We start from the raw sequence: 14,701 nt of genomic DNA, 5'->3' as shown, positions 1-14,701 counted from the left end.
TCCTGTCACAGGGCGGCACCCCGGCGTCGAGGCCACAGGCCCCGTCGCGACCGCGTCCCGCTCCGGCGGTCCGCGAACCAGCCCCCATGTTCATCGTCTGTTCTAGCATGGAACCCGGCTCGAGGGGACCCCATGAGAACCCTCCGGAAACCCTGATCCGACCCGCGGCGGCGGACCCGCTCGCCGATGCCTCGGCGCTTTGCCCCCTGACCCATCGTCTCGGACATCAAACCCAGACCGATCCTCCGAAAGCGTGCGCCTCATCGGCTTTTCCCGATGGCCCGGTTTCCCCTCTCGAGCCGATGCTCGCGGCGAGAGCTGGCCGAGGGAGTGCAGCGCCTCCTCGGCGCTGTGCGGCCCCCGGCCGGTCGCGCCCCGGTCGCCCGCTTCGCTCATGCCCCGCGCGGGCTGCGCGACCCCAGGGATGTCACGGGTCGGCCGGGCGCGAACGCACGCCGATGAAGCGGTGGCGTTCTCCCGATGGGGCGAGGGTGCAGTCTTCGCGCCGGCCGAACCAGCGGATGCGTCGCCGGGCGACGGCATCGTAGGCGGCGTCGCGCAAGGGTCGGGGCACGAGGACGAGCAGGCGCCCGAGCCAGTTCCAGGGCGCATGCAGGTGCCGCGCGATCGCCAGCGCGCCCTGCGAGCGCGTGAGCACCGTCGCGCCCTCCACCACGAGGAAGGTCGCGTCGAGATCCTCGCGGGAAAAGCCGTGGCGGGCCGCAAGCGCGAGCCCCTCCGCCGACCAGGCCCCCGCGAAGCGCAGGACGGGCGCGCGCTCATGGGCAAGGACGAAGGCGACCATGCCACTGCACAGCAGGCAGTCGGTGTCGAAGACCACGATGGGGCCCGGTGCGGTCATGGACGAAGGCATAGGCTGCGGGCCGAACCCTGACCAGTCGCCGCCGGTGCGATCCAGACACTCGGCGGGGCCGAAACGCGGATCATCGGCCGGCCGGGGTCTGCGCGTCTTGGCTGGTCCGGCCGCTCGGCGCTCGCCTCACGACCGTCATCGGCATGCGCTCGCCACGCGGCTGACAAACCCTGGCTGATGGAGGCCGCGAGGGGCCGCGCCAGGTCAGCCGCTCGCAGCGGCAGCGAGGTGCGTTCACTCGAACGCGCCGACAAACAGCAGGGGCCCAATCAAGACGCCCCTGCTCTCACGCGTCACGCCGGGCAGTCCCGCTCCGTTCCTCCCAGGCAGCCCTCGGGCGCCGCCCCCCCTTGACGGTGAGAGACGTCACCCGACCGGATCGATCGACGTTCGATCGACCCGTCGAAGGCAAGACCGGAACGGAACCGTCCGATCGTCGTCCGTCAGCTCACGACGATCCGCTCGTCGAGCTTGCGATCCACGATCTCGACCGTCTCGTCGATTTCCGCGTTCGGCATTCCGAGCTGGTGGGCGATCAGTTTGACCAGCAAGTCGACCCGCTCGATGAAGGGGGCACCGTTCGCGACAGCCCGGGCGGCCGATGAGGGCTTCAGGAGGCTCTCGGCGGCTTTGGCATATTTCTCGAACGGCACCTGATCTTTCGGATCGGCCCCCAGGCGCCGGGCAATGGCATCGACATGATCGTAGATGACGCGTGACTGCGCCAGATCGCCATGCACGGCGTCACGAATCGATCGCATCTCGTCCGGCGTGATGCAGCGATAATTCCCCGTCAGCAGCATCGACCATTTCGCCAGCGGCACGAACAGCGAGTCGAACACTTTCAGCTTGACCGGGACATCCTGATCATCGAGGCGCACCGCGTCGATGTCGGCCTCGAGCTCGCGAAGAAGGCGATTGTGGGCCTCGTCGGCGAACGGCGCCGCTTTGAAATTCGTCGGCAGCCCGACATGGAGCACGTTCGCGCCCTCATCCGGCGGGCGAAAGGCCTGCGGATCCGGCGAGCAGAGCGACACCAGTCCCGGCTCGAATCGATCCCAAACGCTCGCATTGGTGTAGGCCGCTTCCAAATCCATTTCCGCCAAAGCCGGGATGCGCTTGAGATACGGCAGGGGCGGCATGTTCATGAGCGACAGGCACGGCAGCTTTGCCGCCGCGATCTTGATCATCAGCACGCGGATCGTATGGTTGGTATATTGGGGCTCCTGCATGGCCAGGACGACCAAGTCGTATCGGGACACATCGACATTCTCGGGCGCCTTCGCATCGACGGTTCCGGGCAGATCGCGCGAGTGGATGGCCCGGTGATCGGGCTCATCCCGCAACTTGATGCGAACTTCCGTGCCTTCTCGGTTGATCAGGTCCGCCGTTTTGCGGCGGCAGACGAGTGTCGCGTTGTGACCCGCCATCAGCAGCTTGGTGGCAAGCAATGAGCCGTAGGAGGCTCCCAGAATCAGGATGTTGCGAGGCATTCGTTCCCTCCCTGTCGTCGTCGAGCGCCTCACAAAGCTCCCGATTCCCGAGAGTTCGCCCTCCGGCCGCGACGGCATCGGGGGCGCCTTGTGAGAGGCCCTTATTTTGAATTCGAAATTCCACGACCGGAAGCGTGTATCGCATGCCTTGAGCGCCCGGCCCACCGGAACCGTTCCGGGTCTCCCAAAGGCTAGGCCGTTCGGCTCTGGCGACCTGGGGTCTGATCGGCCCCGCGTGGGGGTCCGCGTTCAGAATGAGGGTCGTGTCCCATGCGGTGGTGTAGCTGATACCGTTTCCGGGTGATTGACTCGGCTGGGATTCCTACTGGGGCGGTGGGAGTTTAGCGTGTTTGCCACGGATCGTGGAGGCGGGACATGTGGCCTGCTGCGGTCGTGTCCCAGTCGGTGGTGTAGCTGCGGGGTGGTCATCGGCGATTGCCGGGTAGGGTCGGGTTGCGACAGCCAACCCCGAACCCGAGAGACCCCCGATGACCGACGAGATGATGACCCTACATGGGCTGATGGAGAAGAGCGCCGACGCGGATTTGCTGCGTGAGATGATCGGCTTTGCGGCCGAACGCTTGATGGAACGGGAGGTGGGCGGCCTGACCGGGGCGGCCCACGGCCAGAAGAGCTCCGAGCGGCTGGTCCAGCGCAATGGCTCCCGCGACCGGGACTGGCAGACGCGGGCCGGCACGGCCGAGTTGCGCATCTCGAAGCTGAGGAAGGGCTCGTACTTCCCTGGCTTCCTGGAGCCGCGCCGGATGGCCGAGAAGGCGCTCACGGCCGTGATCCAGGAGGCCGACATCCAGGGCATCTCGACCCGGTCCGTGGATGATCTCGTTCAGGCGATGGGTGGCACGACCGAGTCAGCACATCAGCCCGATGTCACGCGCAAACTCACCCGATTGCCCTGAATTCCAGGCCGCTGTGGCGGAGTAAAACCAGGCCACGGGCGGCGGGCAGGCTGAACGAGGACACGAATACGCTGGTGCCGTAGCTGCGCTCATGCCGGGCGATCTCGACCCCGCCGCACAGGATCACGACCGCCTCGACGAAGCCCTTCACCAGCCCGTCCCGGAAGCCGTAGGCGGTCGGCACCGAGTCGTCGTTGCCGTGGTAGCGCACCAGCGCGGTCGAGGAGACGCGTCCGGCCCGCTTCTCGCACGGCTCCAGCGACACGGCCAGCAGGGTACGCAGGACGGCGCGATCGGCGAGCAGCCGCGTCCCGATGGTCTCGGCATGCCGTCCGGCGCGGTCTTCTTGCTGCGCTCGGCAGCGTCGCTCCAGATCGGCGTTCAGCGCCTCGAACGAGGCCGCCTCCGGGGCCGGGGTCATGAAGTTGGACCGGGCGTATTTGACCAGCCCCTCGACCTTGCCCTTGTCGTTGCCCCTGCCCGGACGCCCGAACCGATCCCGGAACAGGTAATGGCTCACCAGTTCGGTGAAGGCACGCGTGCGCTGGCGTTGCCCGTCGCCGCAGATCTTGGCGACCGCGATCTTGGTGTTGTCGTACAGGATCGACAGCGGCACGCCCGCGAAGAAGGCGAAGGCGGCGACGTGCCCGTCGAGGAAGGCCTCGGTGGTCTCCCGTGGATACGCCGTCACGAAGCAGGCGTCGGAGTGCGGCAGGGCCATGCAGAAGAAGTGGATCTTCCGGCGCACGCCGCCGATCGTCGCCACCGCCTCGCCGAAGTCGACCTGGGCGTGACCCGGCGGGTGGGCCAGCGGCACGAAGGTCTCCTGCCCCTGCGCCCGGCAGATCCGCACGTGGTCCTTCACCACCGTGTAGCCGCCAGCATAGCCGTGCTCGTCGCGCAGGCGCTCGAAGATCCGCTTGGCCGTATGCCGCTGCTTGACAGGGGCAGACCGGTCCGCCTCCAGGATCCCCCCGATCACCGACAGCAGCGGCCCGAGCTTCGGCTTCTCGACCGGCTTCGAGCGTGTGTAGCCCGGCGGTAGCGAGAACCGGCACATCTTGGCGATCGTCTCTCGGCTCAACCCGAACACCCGAGCCGCTTCACGCCGAGAGTTGCCCCCAATGAACACGAACTGCCGAACGGCCGCGTAGACTTCCACGACGAACATCCTCGGCCCCTCTCGAAAGAGAAGCCTCTCCATTGGCCGGCTTTTATACCGCCCGCATCAGCTCTGCGCTGACGCTCCAGTGGATGGTTTTGTCACCGCCCTACACATTCGCATACGCCGTCCGGAAACGGATGCGCGCCGACAATCCGGTCCGGGGGGTGCAGCGCTTCAAGGACGGGCGCAACGAGCGTTTCCTCTCGGGAGGGGAACTGCAGGCACTCGGGCTGGTCCTCGCCGCATCGGACGAGGCATGGCGCCAGCACGCATCTGCGCTGGCAGCATGGGAAGCCGGGGGCAGGCATGGGAGACCACCTGTGGCCTCATCTCATGCGGAGAACCCGTACGCCACGGGCACCATCCGCCGGCTGCTCCTCACGGGGCCAGGAAGTCCGAGCTGCTCCAGCTCAAGTGGACCCATGTTGATCGGGAGCACGGGTACCTTCGCCTTCCGGCGAGCAAGACGGGTGCGAAGGCGATACCCGTCGGAGCGGCGGCACTGGCCCTGATCGATGCACAGCCGCGACTTGATCAAAATCCGCACGTTTTCGTTGGTGGTGTCGCAGGCTATCACTTCGTCGAGTTGTCGAAGGTCTGGGAGCGCATACGAACGCGCGCCGGCCTCCCGGATGTGAGACTTCACGATCTCCGTCACTCCTTTGCCAGCGTCGGAGCTTCCTCCGGAAGCAGTCTGCCCCTGCTCGGCGCGATCCTCGGACACAGGGATCCGAACACGACGCAGCGATACGCCCACATCGCACGTGATCCGGCGCGGGCCGCCGCCGACCATGTCTCGGATCTCGTCTCAGCTTTCCTTGCTCCTCGAAGCGGGGACTGATCAGGGCTCGGCCTGTATGTCGGCGGCTCAAGGGTGGTCTTGCCGAACCTTTGAACAACCGTGATGGTCGGGGTGTCAGACAGGTGACCCTCAATGGCAGATTACACCTGCAGCAGATGCAAGACGGACCACGATGCTTCCATTAACGAGAGTCCGGGTGATCGTGAGGATTTCGCGCTCTTCTGCTTGGAGTGCGAGCACCTGATGGAAGTCGAGAAAGTGTTCGGCGTCCAGCTGAGTCGCTCGAAGCCCGGAAAGCGAGAACAGGACCCATGGGTGTGGTAGCGCTGCCTCATGAACCCGATTCCCGTCGGAGGCCGCTGAATGCACACCGGATGACGCAGCGCAAGATGAGCTGAATGGCCTCGTTGTCCTGTTTTGAGAGACCGCCTGCCCCCTGGGCGCCCCCCCCCGAACCGCACGACCCAACACTCATAATATCGGTGCGCCAACAAGGTCGGCATGCAGGGCGCGCAGGTGGCGCCAGGGGAAGGTCAGCGCGTCGTCCGCCGTCGCCTCGCCGGCCGCGATCAGCACGGTGAGCTTCAGCGCAAGGTCGGCGTGGGCCTCCGTCGGTGCCAACAGAAGGTGGCTGGCCGCGTCGCTGAGTTCCCGCGCGGTCCGCGCCTCCTGCGCCCGGGCCATGCCCATGCCGGCCGCTGCCGCGGCCTGCACGAAGGTGGCCTGCCGACGGCGCAGCTCCGCGGTGAGGCGGCGCGCGGCCGGACCGGGACCGAGGCGTCGCATGATCGCGCCTGCGTCGGCAGCGTGATCCGGCATCCCGCTCCGGTTCGGCAGGGGGACACGCGGATAGCCGTGGGCGGTCACCACCGCCGCCTCGATCCGGTCGAGGGCGGCCCAGGCGGTAAAGTGCGCCTCCAGGGCAGCCTCCATGCGCACGAAGGCGCGGGCGACCGGTGTTGGCTCCGCGCTGTCCGGTCCTGTCGTCGACGCGGTCGGGTGCAGGGCGGTGAGCACGCGGCGGGAGAGGGGCGGCACCGCGGTCATGCCACACTCGCGGCGGTGGATTGTACAGCGATCGGCGTCGCGGTTGTGGGTTGTTGGTCAGCGATGAAGTTCGGGGTGGCGGGGTTGTGTTGTCCGTTGTGTTGCCTTGCGGCGCGGGTCGCGTTGTCCGGCGGCTGCAGGGCGGCAAGGTAGTCGGCGGCCCGTGAGCCGGCCGCGGCGGCTGTCGCCAGTGCCCGCGGGTCGGTCGTTAGCCGTGGCAGCCAGGACGCAAGGTAGGCGGCGTGGTCCGGGTGTGAGGTGCGTGCGAGCCCGAGGTCGGCCAGCACGAACGCGGCGCCGAGTTCGGCGATCAGTTCCTCGGCGGCGTAAGCACGGCGTCCAAAGCGGCCGGTCAGGTCACGGGCGAGGCGGTGGGGGGGGGCGCCCGTCCAGTGTACGAGTTCGTGCGCCAACGTGCCGGCGTAGCCCTCGGCCGAGCGGAAGGCGCTGCGCGGCGGCATCCGGATCGTGTCGGTGGTCGGGATGTAGCAGGTGCGGGTGCCGCCGTTGTTGATGGTGGAGCCCGTGACCGTGACGAAGGTGGGTTGCGGGGCGGGCGGTGGTCCCGTCGGCGCGCTCGCCTGGGGCGCGGCGTCGACCTGGGCGATGTTGAACACGGTCGAGGCACGGGCGACGAAGCGGGCTGTGGTCGCGTCGTTGTCGGCGCCGGTTTCGTGCGTTGTGTCGGCTCGGTTGGTGGTTGGCAGGTCCTTGTAGAACAGGATTAGGGTACCGCGCTCGCCACGACGAACCTGCGCGCCGAGTGCCGCCCACTGGCGGTAGGTCGCCCAGCGGGCGTCAGCGTAGCCGTGTCCTTGCGCCGCGCACCACGGCGCCAGGATGTTGAGGCCGCGATAACGTTTGCCCGTGAGCGCATTGCGAGGCAGCGGGTCGGCGCCATGCCAGGGTGGGGTCCAGGCGTTGGGGTCCGCGGTGTCGAGTTGCTGCAGGATGGTGGCGGTGACGCGCGCGTGCAGGTCGGCGGGCATGGCCGAGTGGGCTCCGTTGCGGCCGCGACGAAGGGGGCGGCCTCGTGAACGGGTTTCCCGGATGGGTGTGGTGAACCGCACAGCAAAGGGGCGGCAGTGTGCGTTGGGCTGAGCGACAGCTCGCGGCGGCGTGGATAGCTGCCATCCGGCCAGCATTTGGGCAACGCAACCGCTCAAGTTTCAGGCACTTAGCGTGGTCCGAAGCAGGAGGCAGATGCGGAAGGGGCGTCGTGGGTGGTCCTGGGCCGGTGCGTGGAAGGCGCAGGCGGGAGAGGCGTACGACCGGGTTACGCGTTTCTCAGTCACAACTGCTGAGGGACCGCTTAGGGTGGAAAGCGGGCTTTGCCGCCGAGCCCGTGAGCGGACGTTTGCCTGCAAGAACGGTGGGTTGTCCGAGGAGTAGCAGTCGGCGCAAACTCAGGCAGAAAGGCGCGAGGCGGCTAGCGACACCGGCTCGCAAGCCGCTGGAGTGAGAGGCCCGCACCTCCAGCGCACTCTATCCCATCGACGGCTCAAGCAGTCGGGCCGGGCTCGTGATGACGGACGTTGCGTCGGATGACCTGGGGTGGCTGACCGAACGCCCGCAGGAAGGCCCGCCGCATCCGTTCCCGTTCGGCGAAACCCGTCTCCTGCGCCACCGTGTCGAGCGAATGCCGGCCGTCCTCCAGCATCGTCCGGGCGGCCTCCAGGCGGAGGTTCTCAACCGCCTTCGCCGGTGACTGGCCGGTCTCCTCCCGGAAGATGCGGCTGAACTGGCGCGGGCTCAGATGGGCGGCCTCTGCCAGTTCCTCCACCGAAAGTTCGTTTCTCAGGTTGGCCCTCGCATGGGCCAAGACCTTTTGGACCCGGTCGGAGCGCGGTTGCAGCTCTAAGAGCGCGGAGAACTGCGACTGGCCGCCTGTCCTGCGATGGTAGACGACGAGCATCCTTGCGATGCCCTTCGACATCTCGGGCCCCAGATCGTCCTCGACCAGGGCCAGCGTCAGGTCGATCCCGGCCGTCATGCCGGCCGAGGTCCAGACGTTGCCGTCCGAGACGAAGATGCGGTCGTCATCGACCTTGATTGAGGGATGGCGCCGTTGGAGGTCGCGGGCATGGGCCCAATGGGTCGCCGCCTTTCTTCCGTCGAGCAGGCCCGCCTCGGCCAGGAGGAACGCCCCCGTGCAGGTGGCGGCGACGCGGCGCGCCTTGGCCGCCGTCTCGCGCAGCCGTTCGACGAGGCCCGGCGACGAGGCATCGACCCTGACCGAGCCCACCACGACGACCGTGTCGAAGCGACGGCCGGAGAACGGCTCCGTCTCTATGACCATTCCGATGGAGGTCCGGATCGGCCCGCCCCCTTCTGACAGGAAGGTCACGTCGTAGAAGTCCTGGCCGAGCTCCAGGTTGGCCAACTCAAAGGCTGTCAGGGGCGCGAGGTTCATCACCTGGAACCCGGGGAAGAGGACGACACCAATGGACGGCATGGCGAAACTCGCTTCGAATGTCCGAAAAGGTGGGGTGTTCGACATATGGGATATGACGGGGCGCGTCTAGGTTCGATGGCACAGGCGTGGGCGACACACCGCGCCGGCCCCGTCGCGCAGGAGTTTGTCCCATGACCACGCAAAGCATTGCCACCCTTGGCCGGGACGCCGAGGACTACACACGCCGCTGGCTCGCCTCTGGCGAGATCGCCGTCGCGACGCTGCGGGACGGGACCCGCATCCGCTACGTCCGGGCCGGAAGCGGGCCGAACCTCGTCCTGACCCACACCGTGCGGACGCAGCTCGACCTGTTCCAGCGTGTGATCCCGCTGCTCGCGCCCCACTTTACGGTCTACGCCCTCGATCTGCCGGGCTTCGGCTGGTCGGACCTGAAGCCGGACGCCCGAAAGGACGAGCCCACCCTGCGGGTGGCACTGCGCGAGTTCATCGCGACCCTCGGCATCGAGCGCCCGATCCTCGCGGGCGAGTCCATCGGCGCGACGCTATCGCTCTCGCTGGCCGCGGAACTCGGCGACGCGGTCGAGCGGGTTTTCGCCTTCAACACCTACGACTATCTGCCGGGGCTGGAGCGCTCGAACCTGCTCGCCTCAATCATCATCAAGAGCGTGCGGGCGCCGTTCCTCGGCCCGATCTTCGCGGCTTTGGAGAACCGGTCGATCACCGGCGGCATCATGAAGGGCGGCTTCCACGATCCCCGCAGCCTGCCCTCCGACCTCTTGGACGAGTATGCCCGGGTCGGTGGTCGGGCCGGCTACAGCAGGGCGGCGCGGACGCTGCTCAAGGCGCTTCCGAGCTTCGTCGCGGCCCGCGCCCGGTATCGGTCTGTCACCGCGCCGGTCACGCTGGTCTGGGGCGACAAGGATTGGGCGAATCCGCAGGACCGCGCCGGGGTCGCGGCGGCCCTCCCCTCGCCCGAAATCATCACTCTCGAGCGGACGGGGCATTTCAGCGCCCTGGAGCGTCCGGAGGCCTGGGCCGACATCATCCTCGCCCGCACAGTGAAGCCGAAGCTCTCGGCCGTCAGTTGAGGGGCGGCCCTACATCCCCCTGAGAAGCGAGGATCGACACCATGCCTGAACAGATCACTTCGACCCGCATCACCGTCGAGCACGTGACGCTGCGGTCCCAGAAAACCTTCGAGGCGGTGCGCGCCGCCCTGGAGGCGGCGGTGCCGCCCCTCGACCACGCCTATGCCGGGCTGCTGCGCGACGGAAAGGTGGAGGCGGCGCGCGATCTCCTCGAACGGCAGGCGCCGCTCTCGATCTTCGGCGCCCGCGACCACGGCGGCCTGCTCCTCACCGCCGGGCTGAGCTGCAAGGCCGTCCAGTACGACATCGGCAATCCGCTGACGGCCGCGCGGATGACCCGGCACGCCCTCTCCGCCGCCCTCTACGCGCCGATCCGGGTGCTCCTGCGCGAGGATGAAGAGGGCGGCGTCGCGTTCGAGTACGACCGCCCGGCCACCACCTTCGGACAGTTCAGCAATCGGGAGGTCGACGCCGTCGCAGCTGACTTGGACGATCAGCTCCGGGGCGTGCTCGCCGCCGCAGCTTGAGGTCAAACGAGGAGCGGACGGTCTGCTTACCGACAACCGTGTTTGTTGCGCTTGCGTCCACGAAAACGGCCGAGAAGCAGACAATCCGAAGCTCCGAGTAGGGTCGTAAGCAGCGGTTCGAGCCCATGGGCCGAGAGCCAGCTCCTGCCACAAAACGTTTGCGTGCCCCAGAATTTGATTTCCCCACAGAGTTTCTGCATGCGTTTAAGTCGCTGGAAAACGGTCGTTTTCTGCACATGGGGGCGAAAGGTGGAATGGCTGCTCGGGGTGGTCTTCCGCTGGTCTGCTTTCGGGCGACAAGATAGAGAAGCAGACGTGGCGGCCCCGCCCGGTTTCGTCCCGCGGACGAGAGCTATTGAGGATAGGATCGGCCTCTTGCTCAGCCAATCGGAAGCCGATCCCATCGTCAGCTTTGAGTTGGACCAAGCACGTCAGCGAGCATACCGCGTGAAGACGTAGTCACGATCCTTCACCCGCGCTTCATGGCAAGCGAAGCAGGTCTGATGTTGGGCCTCATCGACCGGTTTGCCGTCAATGAAGCGTCCGAAGCCCCAGCCACCGGTATCGGGATAGCGCTTCGTGTCCTTGACCATGACCTGCACCGTTGTTGCTCGCCCCGGGATGGTCGCAGACTCGAAATCCGACGATTGAACGCGTTCCCATGCGAGTTTCACCAGAATGGTTCCGTCCGGAAATGGCGACGTCCCGGCGCTGTAAGCCTTGACGGCAACCTCGTTCCCGACAACGGCGCGCAACTCGTTCAGCGGTGCGTCTTCCAGCGCTGGCGCAATGAGTTGCCACGCACGGTAGCCGTCGGGGATCGTCGCCCCGTAGATCGGCGAAGCGGGCTTGTCTGAAGATTGCGCAACCCCTGACGCCGCTATGATCGAGCCAGCCAGCGCGAGCACTCCGGTAGAGATGGCAAAGGCCGCCCGGCGATCAGAAGCCATCGACGTCGATCACCGCCTGCGCAAAAGCACCCGGTGCCTCTTGTGGGAGGTTGTGTCCGATACCGCCACTCACGAGGCGATGCTCATATCGACCCGAGAATTTCTTGGCGTAAGCAGACGGCTCGGGGTGGGGGGCACCGTTGGCGTCGCCTTCCATCGTGATCGTGGGGCTAGAGATGGTTGGGAAAGCCGCCAGCTTGCGCTCGATCTCGTCGTAGCGGGCTTCGCCCTCCGCCAGCTTCAGTCGCCAGCGGTAGTTATGGATCGAGATCGCCACGTGATCGGGGTTCTCGAACGCCGGTGCCGACCGCGCAAAGGTCGCGTCGTCGAAGCGCCATTGCGGGGATGCCAGTTGCCAGATCAGCCGGACGAAGTCGCGGGTGTAGAGACCATACCCTTCCCGGCCACGCTCGGTCGCGAAGTAATACTGATACCACCATTGCAGTTCGGCCTTTGGTGGCAACGGCATCGCGTTCGCAGCTTGGCTCCCGATCAGGTAGCCACTGACCGAGACCAATCCCTTGCAGCGTTCCGGCCAGAGGGCAGCGAGGATGCAAGCCGTACGCGCGCCCCAATCGTAGCCGGCGACAATCGCCTTTTCGATGTTCAACGCATCGAGGAAGTTCTTCGCGTCAACCGCCAGAGCGGCTTGCTGGCCGTTGCGCGGAGTCGACTCCGACAGAAATCGCGTCGCGCCGTAGCCGCGGAGATACGGGATGACGACCCGGTATCCCGCCGCCGCCAGAACGGGAGCGACATCGACATAGCTGTAGATGTCATAGGGCCAGCCGTGCAGAAGGAGGACAGACTTTCCGTCCGCAGGACCTGCCTCTGCATAAGCAATATTCAGGTCTCCCGCTTGAACTTGCTTTAGAGATCCGAACGAGCCGCCTGAACCCGTCGACGTATCCTGAGCCTTGCTGGAAGACCCTTCTGCCAAGGCCCGTGCACTAGAAAGCAGGGTCAGTCCCGGCCCGGCGAGGCTTGCAGCACCCGCCAGCAACGTTCGGCGATCCCATAACGTAGATTCAGACATGCAAGTACCTCCGCATTTTAGGTTGTCATGGAGGACTAGTTAAAAAACCGGCTAAATTAGACGCGACGGTTCAGAGTAAGAAGCCGCCATCAATGGTGAGGCTCGCGCCGGTGATGTAGCCAGCCTCGCTGCGTGCAAGGTATGAGACGAGCCCGGCGATTTCCGCAGGATCGGCGATCCGCTTCATCGGGCTCCGCTCAGCAAGCGTGTCCACCAAGTCTGCTGTGATGTCGGTTACGGTCGGACCAGGTTGGATGTTGTTGACCGTGATCCGCCGGGGCGCGAGATCGAGAGCAATGCCCTTCACCATCGCGGCGACGGCAGCTTTCGTGAATTGGTAGACGCTGGCCCCAGCATGGCCCGTCCTGACGGCCGTATTGCTTCCGATCGTGATGACCCGGCCACCTTCGGCTAGATACGGGACGGCCGCCTGGATTGATAGAAAGACGCCACGAACATTGATCGCGAGCATCTGATCGAGGTCATCCAGCGAGACGGCGTCGATCGCTCCGAGTTTAAAGATTCCGGCATTCACGACGACAATGTCGATCGTCCCGAAGCGCTCGATGGCCTGAGCTACAGCCGACCAAATTGCTGCCGGATCGGAGCTATCAGCTCGTATTGCCAAGGCTTCTCCGCCTTTGGCTGCGACCTCTTCCACGACTTTGTACGCTTTGTCGGCTCGCGAGACGTAGGTGAAGGCGACGGCATAGCCGTCCGATACCAATCGCCGAACAGCGGCGGCGCCGATACCACGCGATCCGCCATAAACGAGTGCAGTTCGCTTTGAATTCGAAGGACGTGTCACATGAGGTGTCATAACGGCATCGCTTTCTGGAACGATTGGTCAAAAATAGGGCAAAAAAAGGGGCGGCCTATCTAAGCGCGCGTAGAGTAGTCCTTCCCAACGCCTCCAGCCGCGGATGATCTGCGCCGCTTCGTGCGGCGATGCGGATGCCTGCGAAAGAGGCGTAGAGAAAATCGACGATCTCGTTAGCTTGCAGGTCGGGCGAAACGTCTCCGTCAGCCTGTGCTTCCTGTATGCGCGCGACCATCGCCGTTCGCAGCACATGGTCCGCTGCGACCTTGATGGCGTCCAATTCCGGCTTGGTCTGTCCGAACTCGCAGGCAGAACTCACGCCTAGACAGGGCGAACGAGGATCGGCCACGACCCGATCGATCATGGCGCGAATTCCGTCGAAAGCTCTGTCCTGCCCCCGCAGTGCAGTAACGTGACCATGGCCTTCGAGCTGGCAGTATCGACGGAGCGTGGCCTGATAGAGCCGCCACTTGTCCCCGAACGTATCGTACAGGCTCTGACGGCCGATCTTCATCGCATCCAGCAACATCTCGGCCGAGGTGCCCTCGTATCCGTGTTCACGGAAAACGCCCATCGCCGCATCGAGCGCGATCTCCGTATCGAATGCCTTCGGCCTTGCCATTCGCTGTGTTTAGGCTGTTTTGGAACGATCAGTCAAGTTGCTTCTTTGGGGGCGTTCCAGCAGTCTGCAGCCATCGGCCGTCTGCCGGTCGAAGAACGGGACTGACCAACTTCCGCTTTGGGGAGACGCTGTTGGGCCACGAGATGACCGAGTTGGGTCCGGGAGCGGCTGTTAGCTCGTGTGCGGAAAGCGGTCGTTTTCTGCACTGATCCTCCCCCGGTTTCACGGACACCTCTGATACGCTCCGTGCGGGCGGGTAAGGTGTTTGATGGCCAAGACGCGACCGCTCAAGTTTCAAACACTTGGCGCTGCCGGAACCGGCCAGCTTACGGTGATGCAGTGTTGTGGGTGGTGCCGGTTTGGTCGGGCCACCGGTCTGGGGGAAACGAGTCCCTGTCAGCCGCAGCGGCGGCCAGCGAACTGTCAGGCGGGGCGACGAAGGGGCGTCGGTCAACGCGTTTTGTGCTCCCCCCGCGGCCGGTCAAGGGGCCGCGATGTGTAGGTCCATCCGGATGAACACGGGTCCGGGGCGGCGGCAGGTCAGGGGGCGTCAGTCCGGTTGGGCGGCAGGGCCGTGTGGGCGTCGTGGGGCGGCGGGTCGGCACAGCCGGCGGGCGGCGGCGGGGTGTCGGCTGCACGTCTGGTCGGCGGTCTGTCAGGCTGGTGGATGCCGGCGGCCGGCGGCGTGTGGCCTGTGGCGGATGGATGGCCGCTTCCTCATCCTCTCGTCCGCCGGGTGATTTTGGAACGTCATGTAGTGGTGGCGACAGCCGCGAAACATCACCTCGCCCCGGCTCCCTTCGCAGGGATGCGCCGATGTGTTCTCTCGGCCGCGCCTCCTCCGACGACCGTGACGGGCTCGGGCACCTCGATCAACGCAGGGGATGCTGGTCTGCGTCCCTTGACCACGCCTGCCCGGATGGGAACAAACGCTGAACCGCGAA

The 14,701-nt window shown here is 65.9% G+C and carries 12 protein-coding genes and 2 pseudogenes; 4 read left to right on the top strand and 10 right to left on the bottom strand.

Features of this window, described 5'->3' with window-relative positions; translation table 11 throughout:
* Positions 1 to 427 precede the first annotated feature (427 nt).
* Together LW587_RS00215 and LW587_RS00210 are read right to left on the bottom strand one after the other, a co-directional pair.
* Entirely contained in the window at positions 428 to 862 is a 435-nt protein-coding gene (locus LW587_RS00215; protein ID WP_232627664.1) for a thiol-disulfide oxidoreductase DCC family protein, read from the bottom strand.
* A gap of 455 nt (positions 863 to 1,317) precedes the next feature.
* Positions 1,318 to 2,367 (bottom strand): ketopantoate reductase family protein, encoded by a 1,050-nt coding sequence (locus tag LW587_RS00210; protein WP_232627663.1) that lies wholly within the window; start codon positions 2,365 to 2,367, stop codon positions 1,318 to 1,320.
* Between the two features lie 488 nt (positions 2,368 to 2,855).
* Between LW587_RS00210 and LW587_RS00205 the strand changes: the two are divergent.
* Positions 2,856 to 3,248 (top strand): annotated as a pseudogene (locus LW587_RS00205) (transposase); the annotation flags it as partial.
* A gap of 94 nt (positions 3,249 to 3,342) precedes the next feature.
* Here LW587_RS00205 and istA read toward each other — a convergent pair.
* Positions 3,343 to 4,455, bottom strand: a pseudogene (gene istA, locus LW587_RS00200) (IS21 family transposase); the annotation flags it as partial.
* A gap of 250 nt (positions 4,456 to 4,705) precedes the next feature.
* Here istA and LW587_RS24185 point away from each other — a divergent pair.
* Positions 4,706 to 5,290 (top strand): site-specific integrase, encoded by a 585-nt coding sequence (locus LW587_RS24185; RefSeq protein ID WP_442919070.1) that lies wholly within the window; start codon positions 4,706 to 4,708, stop codon positions 5,288 to 5,290.
* 432 nt (positions 5,291 to 5,722) lie between these two features.
* Here LW587_RS24185 and LW587_RS00190 read toward each other — a convergent pair whose 3' ends face one another.
* From LW587_RS00190 to LW587_RS00180, 3 genes are all read right to left on the bottom strand, one after another.
* Entirely contained in the window at positions 5,723 to 6,298 is a 576-nt protein-coding gene (locus LW587_RS00190; protein WP_232627661.1) for a hypothetical protein, read from the bottom strand.
* Complete coding sequence (locus LW587_RS00185) at positions 6,295 to 7,287, bottom strand: ArdC family protein (RefSeq protein ID WP_232627660.1); 993 nt, start codon at positions 7,285 to 7,287, stop codon at positions 6,295 to 6,297. Before LW587_RS00185 ends, LW587_RS00190 begins: the two co-directional genes overlap by 4 nt.
* A gap of 512 nt (positions 7,288 to 7,799) precedes the next feature.
* Positions 7,800 to 8,753 carry a GlxA family transcriptional regulator gene (locus LW587_RS00180; protein ID WP_232627659.1) on the bottom strand — a complete coding sequence of 318 codons (954 nt, stop codon included), beginning with the start codon at positions 8,751 to 8,753 and terminating at the stop codon, positions 7,800 to 7,802.
* 131 nt (positions 8,754 to 8,884) lie between these two features.
* On the opposite strand from LW587_RS00180, the gene LW587_RS00175 reads away from it, so the two are divergent.
* Together LW587_RS00175 and LW587_RS00170 are read left to right on the top strand one after the other, a co-directional pair.
* Entirely contained in the window at positions 8,885 to 9,802 is a 918-nt protein-coding gene (locus LW587_RS00175; protein WP_232627658.1) for an alpha/beta fold hydrolase, read from the top strand.
* A gap of 41 nt (positions 9,803 to 9,843) precedes the next feature.
* On the top strand, positions 9,844 to 10,329 hold the full coding sequence (locus LW587_RS00170; protein ID WP_232627657.1) for a DUF302 domain-containing protein: 486 nt from the start codon (positions 9,844 to 9,846) through the stop codon (positions 10,327 to 10,329).
* A 431-nt stretch (positions 10,330 to 10,760) separates the two neighbouring features.
* Here LW587_RS00170 and LW587_RS00165 read toward each other — a convergent pair whose 3' ends face one another.
* The 4 genes from LW587_RS00165 to LW587_RS00150 all read right to left on the bottom strand — a co-directional run bounded on the left by LW587_RS00165 (position 10,761) and on the right by LW587_RS00150 (position 13,757).
* Positions 10,761 to 11,279, bottom strand: coding sequence for a cytochrome P460 family protein (locus LW587_RS00165; protein ID WP_232627656.1), 519 nt, complete (start codon positions 11,277 to 11,279; stop codon positions 10,761 to 10,763).
* Positions 11,269 to 12,315, bottom strand: a complete 1,047-nt coding sequence (locus LW587_RS00160) for an alpha/beta fold hydrolase (RefSeq protein ID WP_232627655.1) — start codon at positions 12,313 to 12,315, stop codon at positions 11,269 to 11,271. The genes LW587_RS00165 and LW587_RS00160 overlap by 11 nt, the downstream gene beginning before the upstream one ends.
* A gap of 70 nt (positions 12,316 to 12,385) precedes the next feature.
* Positions 12,386 to 13,123: an SDR family oxidoreductase gene (locus tag LW587_RS00155; RefSeq protein ID WP_232627764.1), complete on the bottom strand. Its 738-nt coding sequence runs from the start codon at positions 13,121 to 13,123 to the stop codon at positions 12,386 to 12,388.
* Positions 13,124 to 13,190: 67 nt separating this feature from the next.
* Positions 13,191 to 13,757 carry a TetR/AcrR family transcriptional regulator gene (locus LW587_RS00150; RefSeq protein ID WP_232627654.1) on the bottom strand — a complete coding sequence of 189 codons (567 nt, stop codon included), beginning with the start codon at positions 13,755 to 13,757 and terminating at the stop codon, positions 13,191 to 13,193.
* Between the last annotated feature and the right edge of the window lie 944 nt (positions 13,758 to 14,701).

Source organism: Methylobacterium sp. Leaf118 (assembly GCF_920984675.1).
Classification (GTDB): domain Bacteria; phylum Pseudomonadota; class Alphaproteobacteria; order Rhizobiales; family Beijerinckiaceae; genus Methylobacterium.
Note: the sequence above shows the minus strand (reverse complement) of the source record. Positions and strands in the feature narration are given on the sequence as shown.

Bases quoted from the DNA above. Each gene is read 5' to 3' on its own strand.
- LW587_RS00215 (WP_232627664.1), bottom strand. From the start codon at position 862: ATGACCGCACCGGGCCCCATCGTGGTCTTCGACACCGACTGCCTGCTG.
- LW587_RS00210 (WP_232627663.1), bottom strand. From the start codon at position 2,367: ATGCCTCGCAACATCCTGATTCTGGGAGCCTCCTACGGCTCATTGCTT.
- LW587_RS24185 (WP_442919070.1), top strand. From the start codon at position 4,706: ATGGCGCCAGCACGCATCTGCGCTGGCAGCATGGGAAGCCGGGGGCAG.
- LW587_RS00190 (WP_232627661.1), bottom strand. From the start codon at position 6,298: ATGACCGCGGTGCCGCCCCTCTCCCGCCGCGTGCTCACCGCCCTGCAC.
- LW587_RS00185 (WP_232627660.1), bottom strand. From the start codon at position 7,287: ATGCCCGCCGACCTGCACGCGCGCGTCACCGCCACCATCCTGCAGCAA.
- LW587_RS00180 (WP_232627659.1), bottom strand. From the start codon at position 8,753: ATGCCGTCCATTGGTGTCGTCCTCTTCCCCGGGTTCCAGGTGATGAAC.
- LW587_RS00175 (WP_232627658.1), top strand. From the start codon at position 8,885: ATGACCACGCAAAGCATTGCCACCCTTGGCCGGGACGCCGAGGACTAC.
- LW587_RS00170 (WP_232627657.1), top strand. From the start codon at position 9,844: ATGCCTGAACAGATCACTTCGACCCGCATCACCGTCGAGCACGTGACG.
- LW587_RS00165 (WP_232627656.1), bottom strand. From the start codon at position 11,279: ATGGCTTCTGATCGCCGGGCGGCCTTTGCCATCTCTACCGGAGTGCTC.
- LW587_RS00160 (WP_232627655.1), bottom strand. From the start codon at position 12,315: ATGTCTGAATCTACGTTATGGGATCGCCGAACGTTGCTGGCGGGTGCT.
- LW587_RS00150 (WP_232627654.1), bottom strand. From the start codon at position 13,757: ATGGCAAGGCCGAAGGCATTCGATACGGAGATCGCGCTCGATGCGGCG.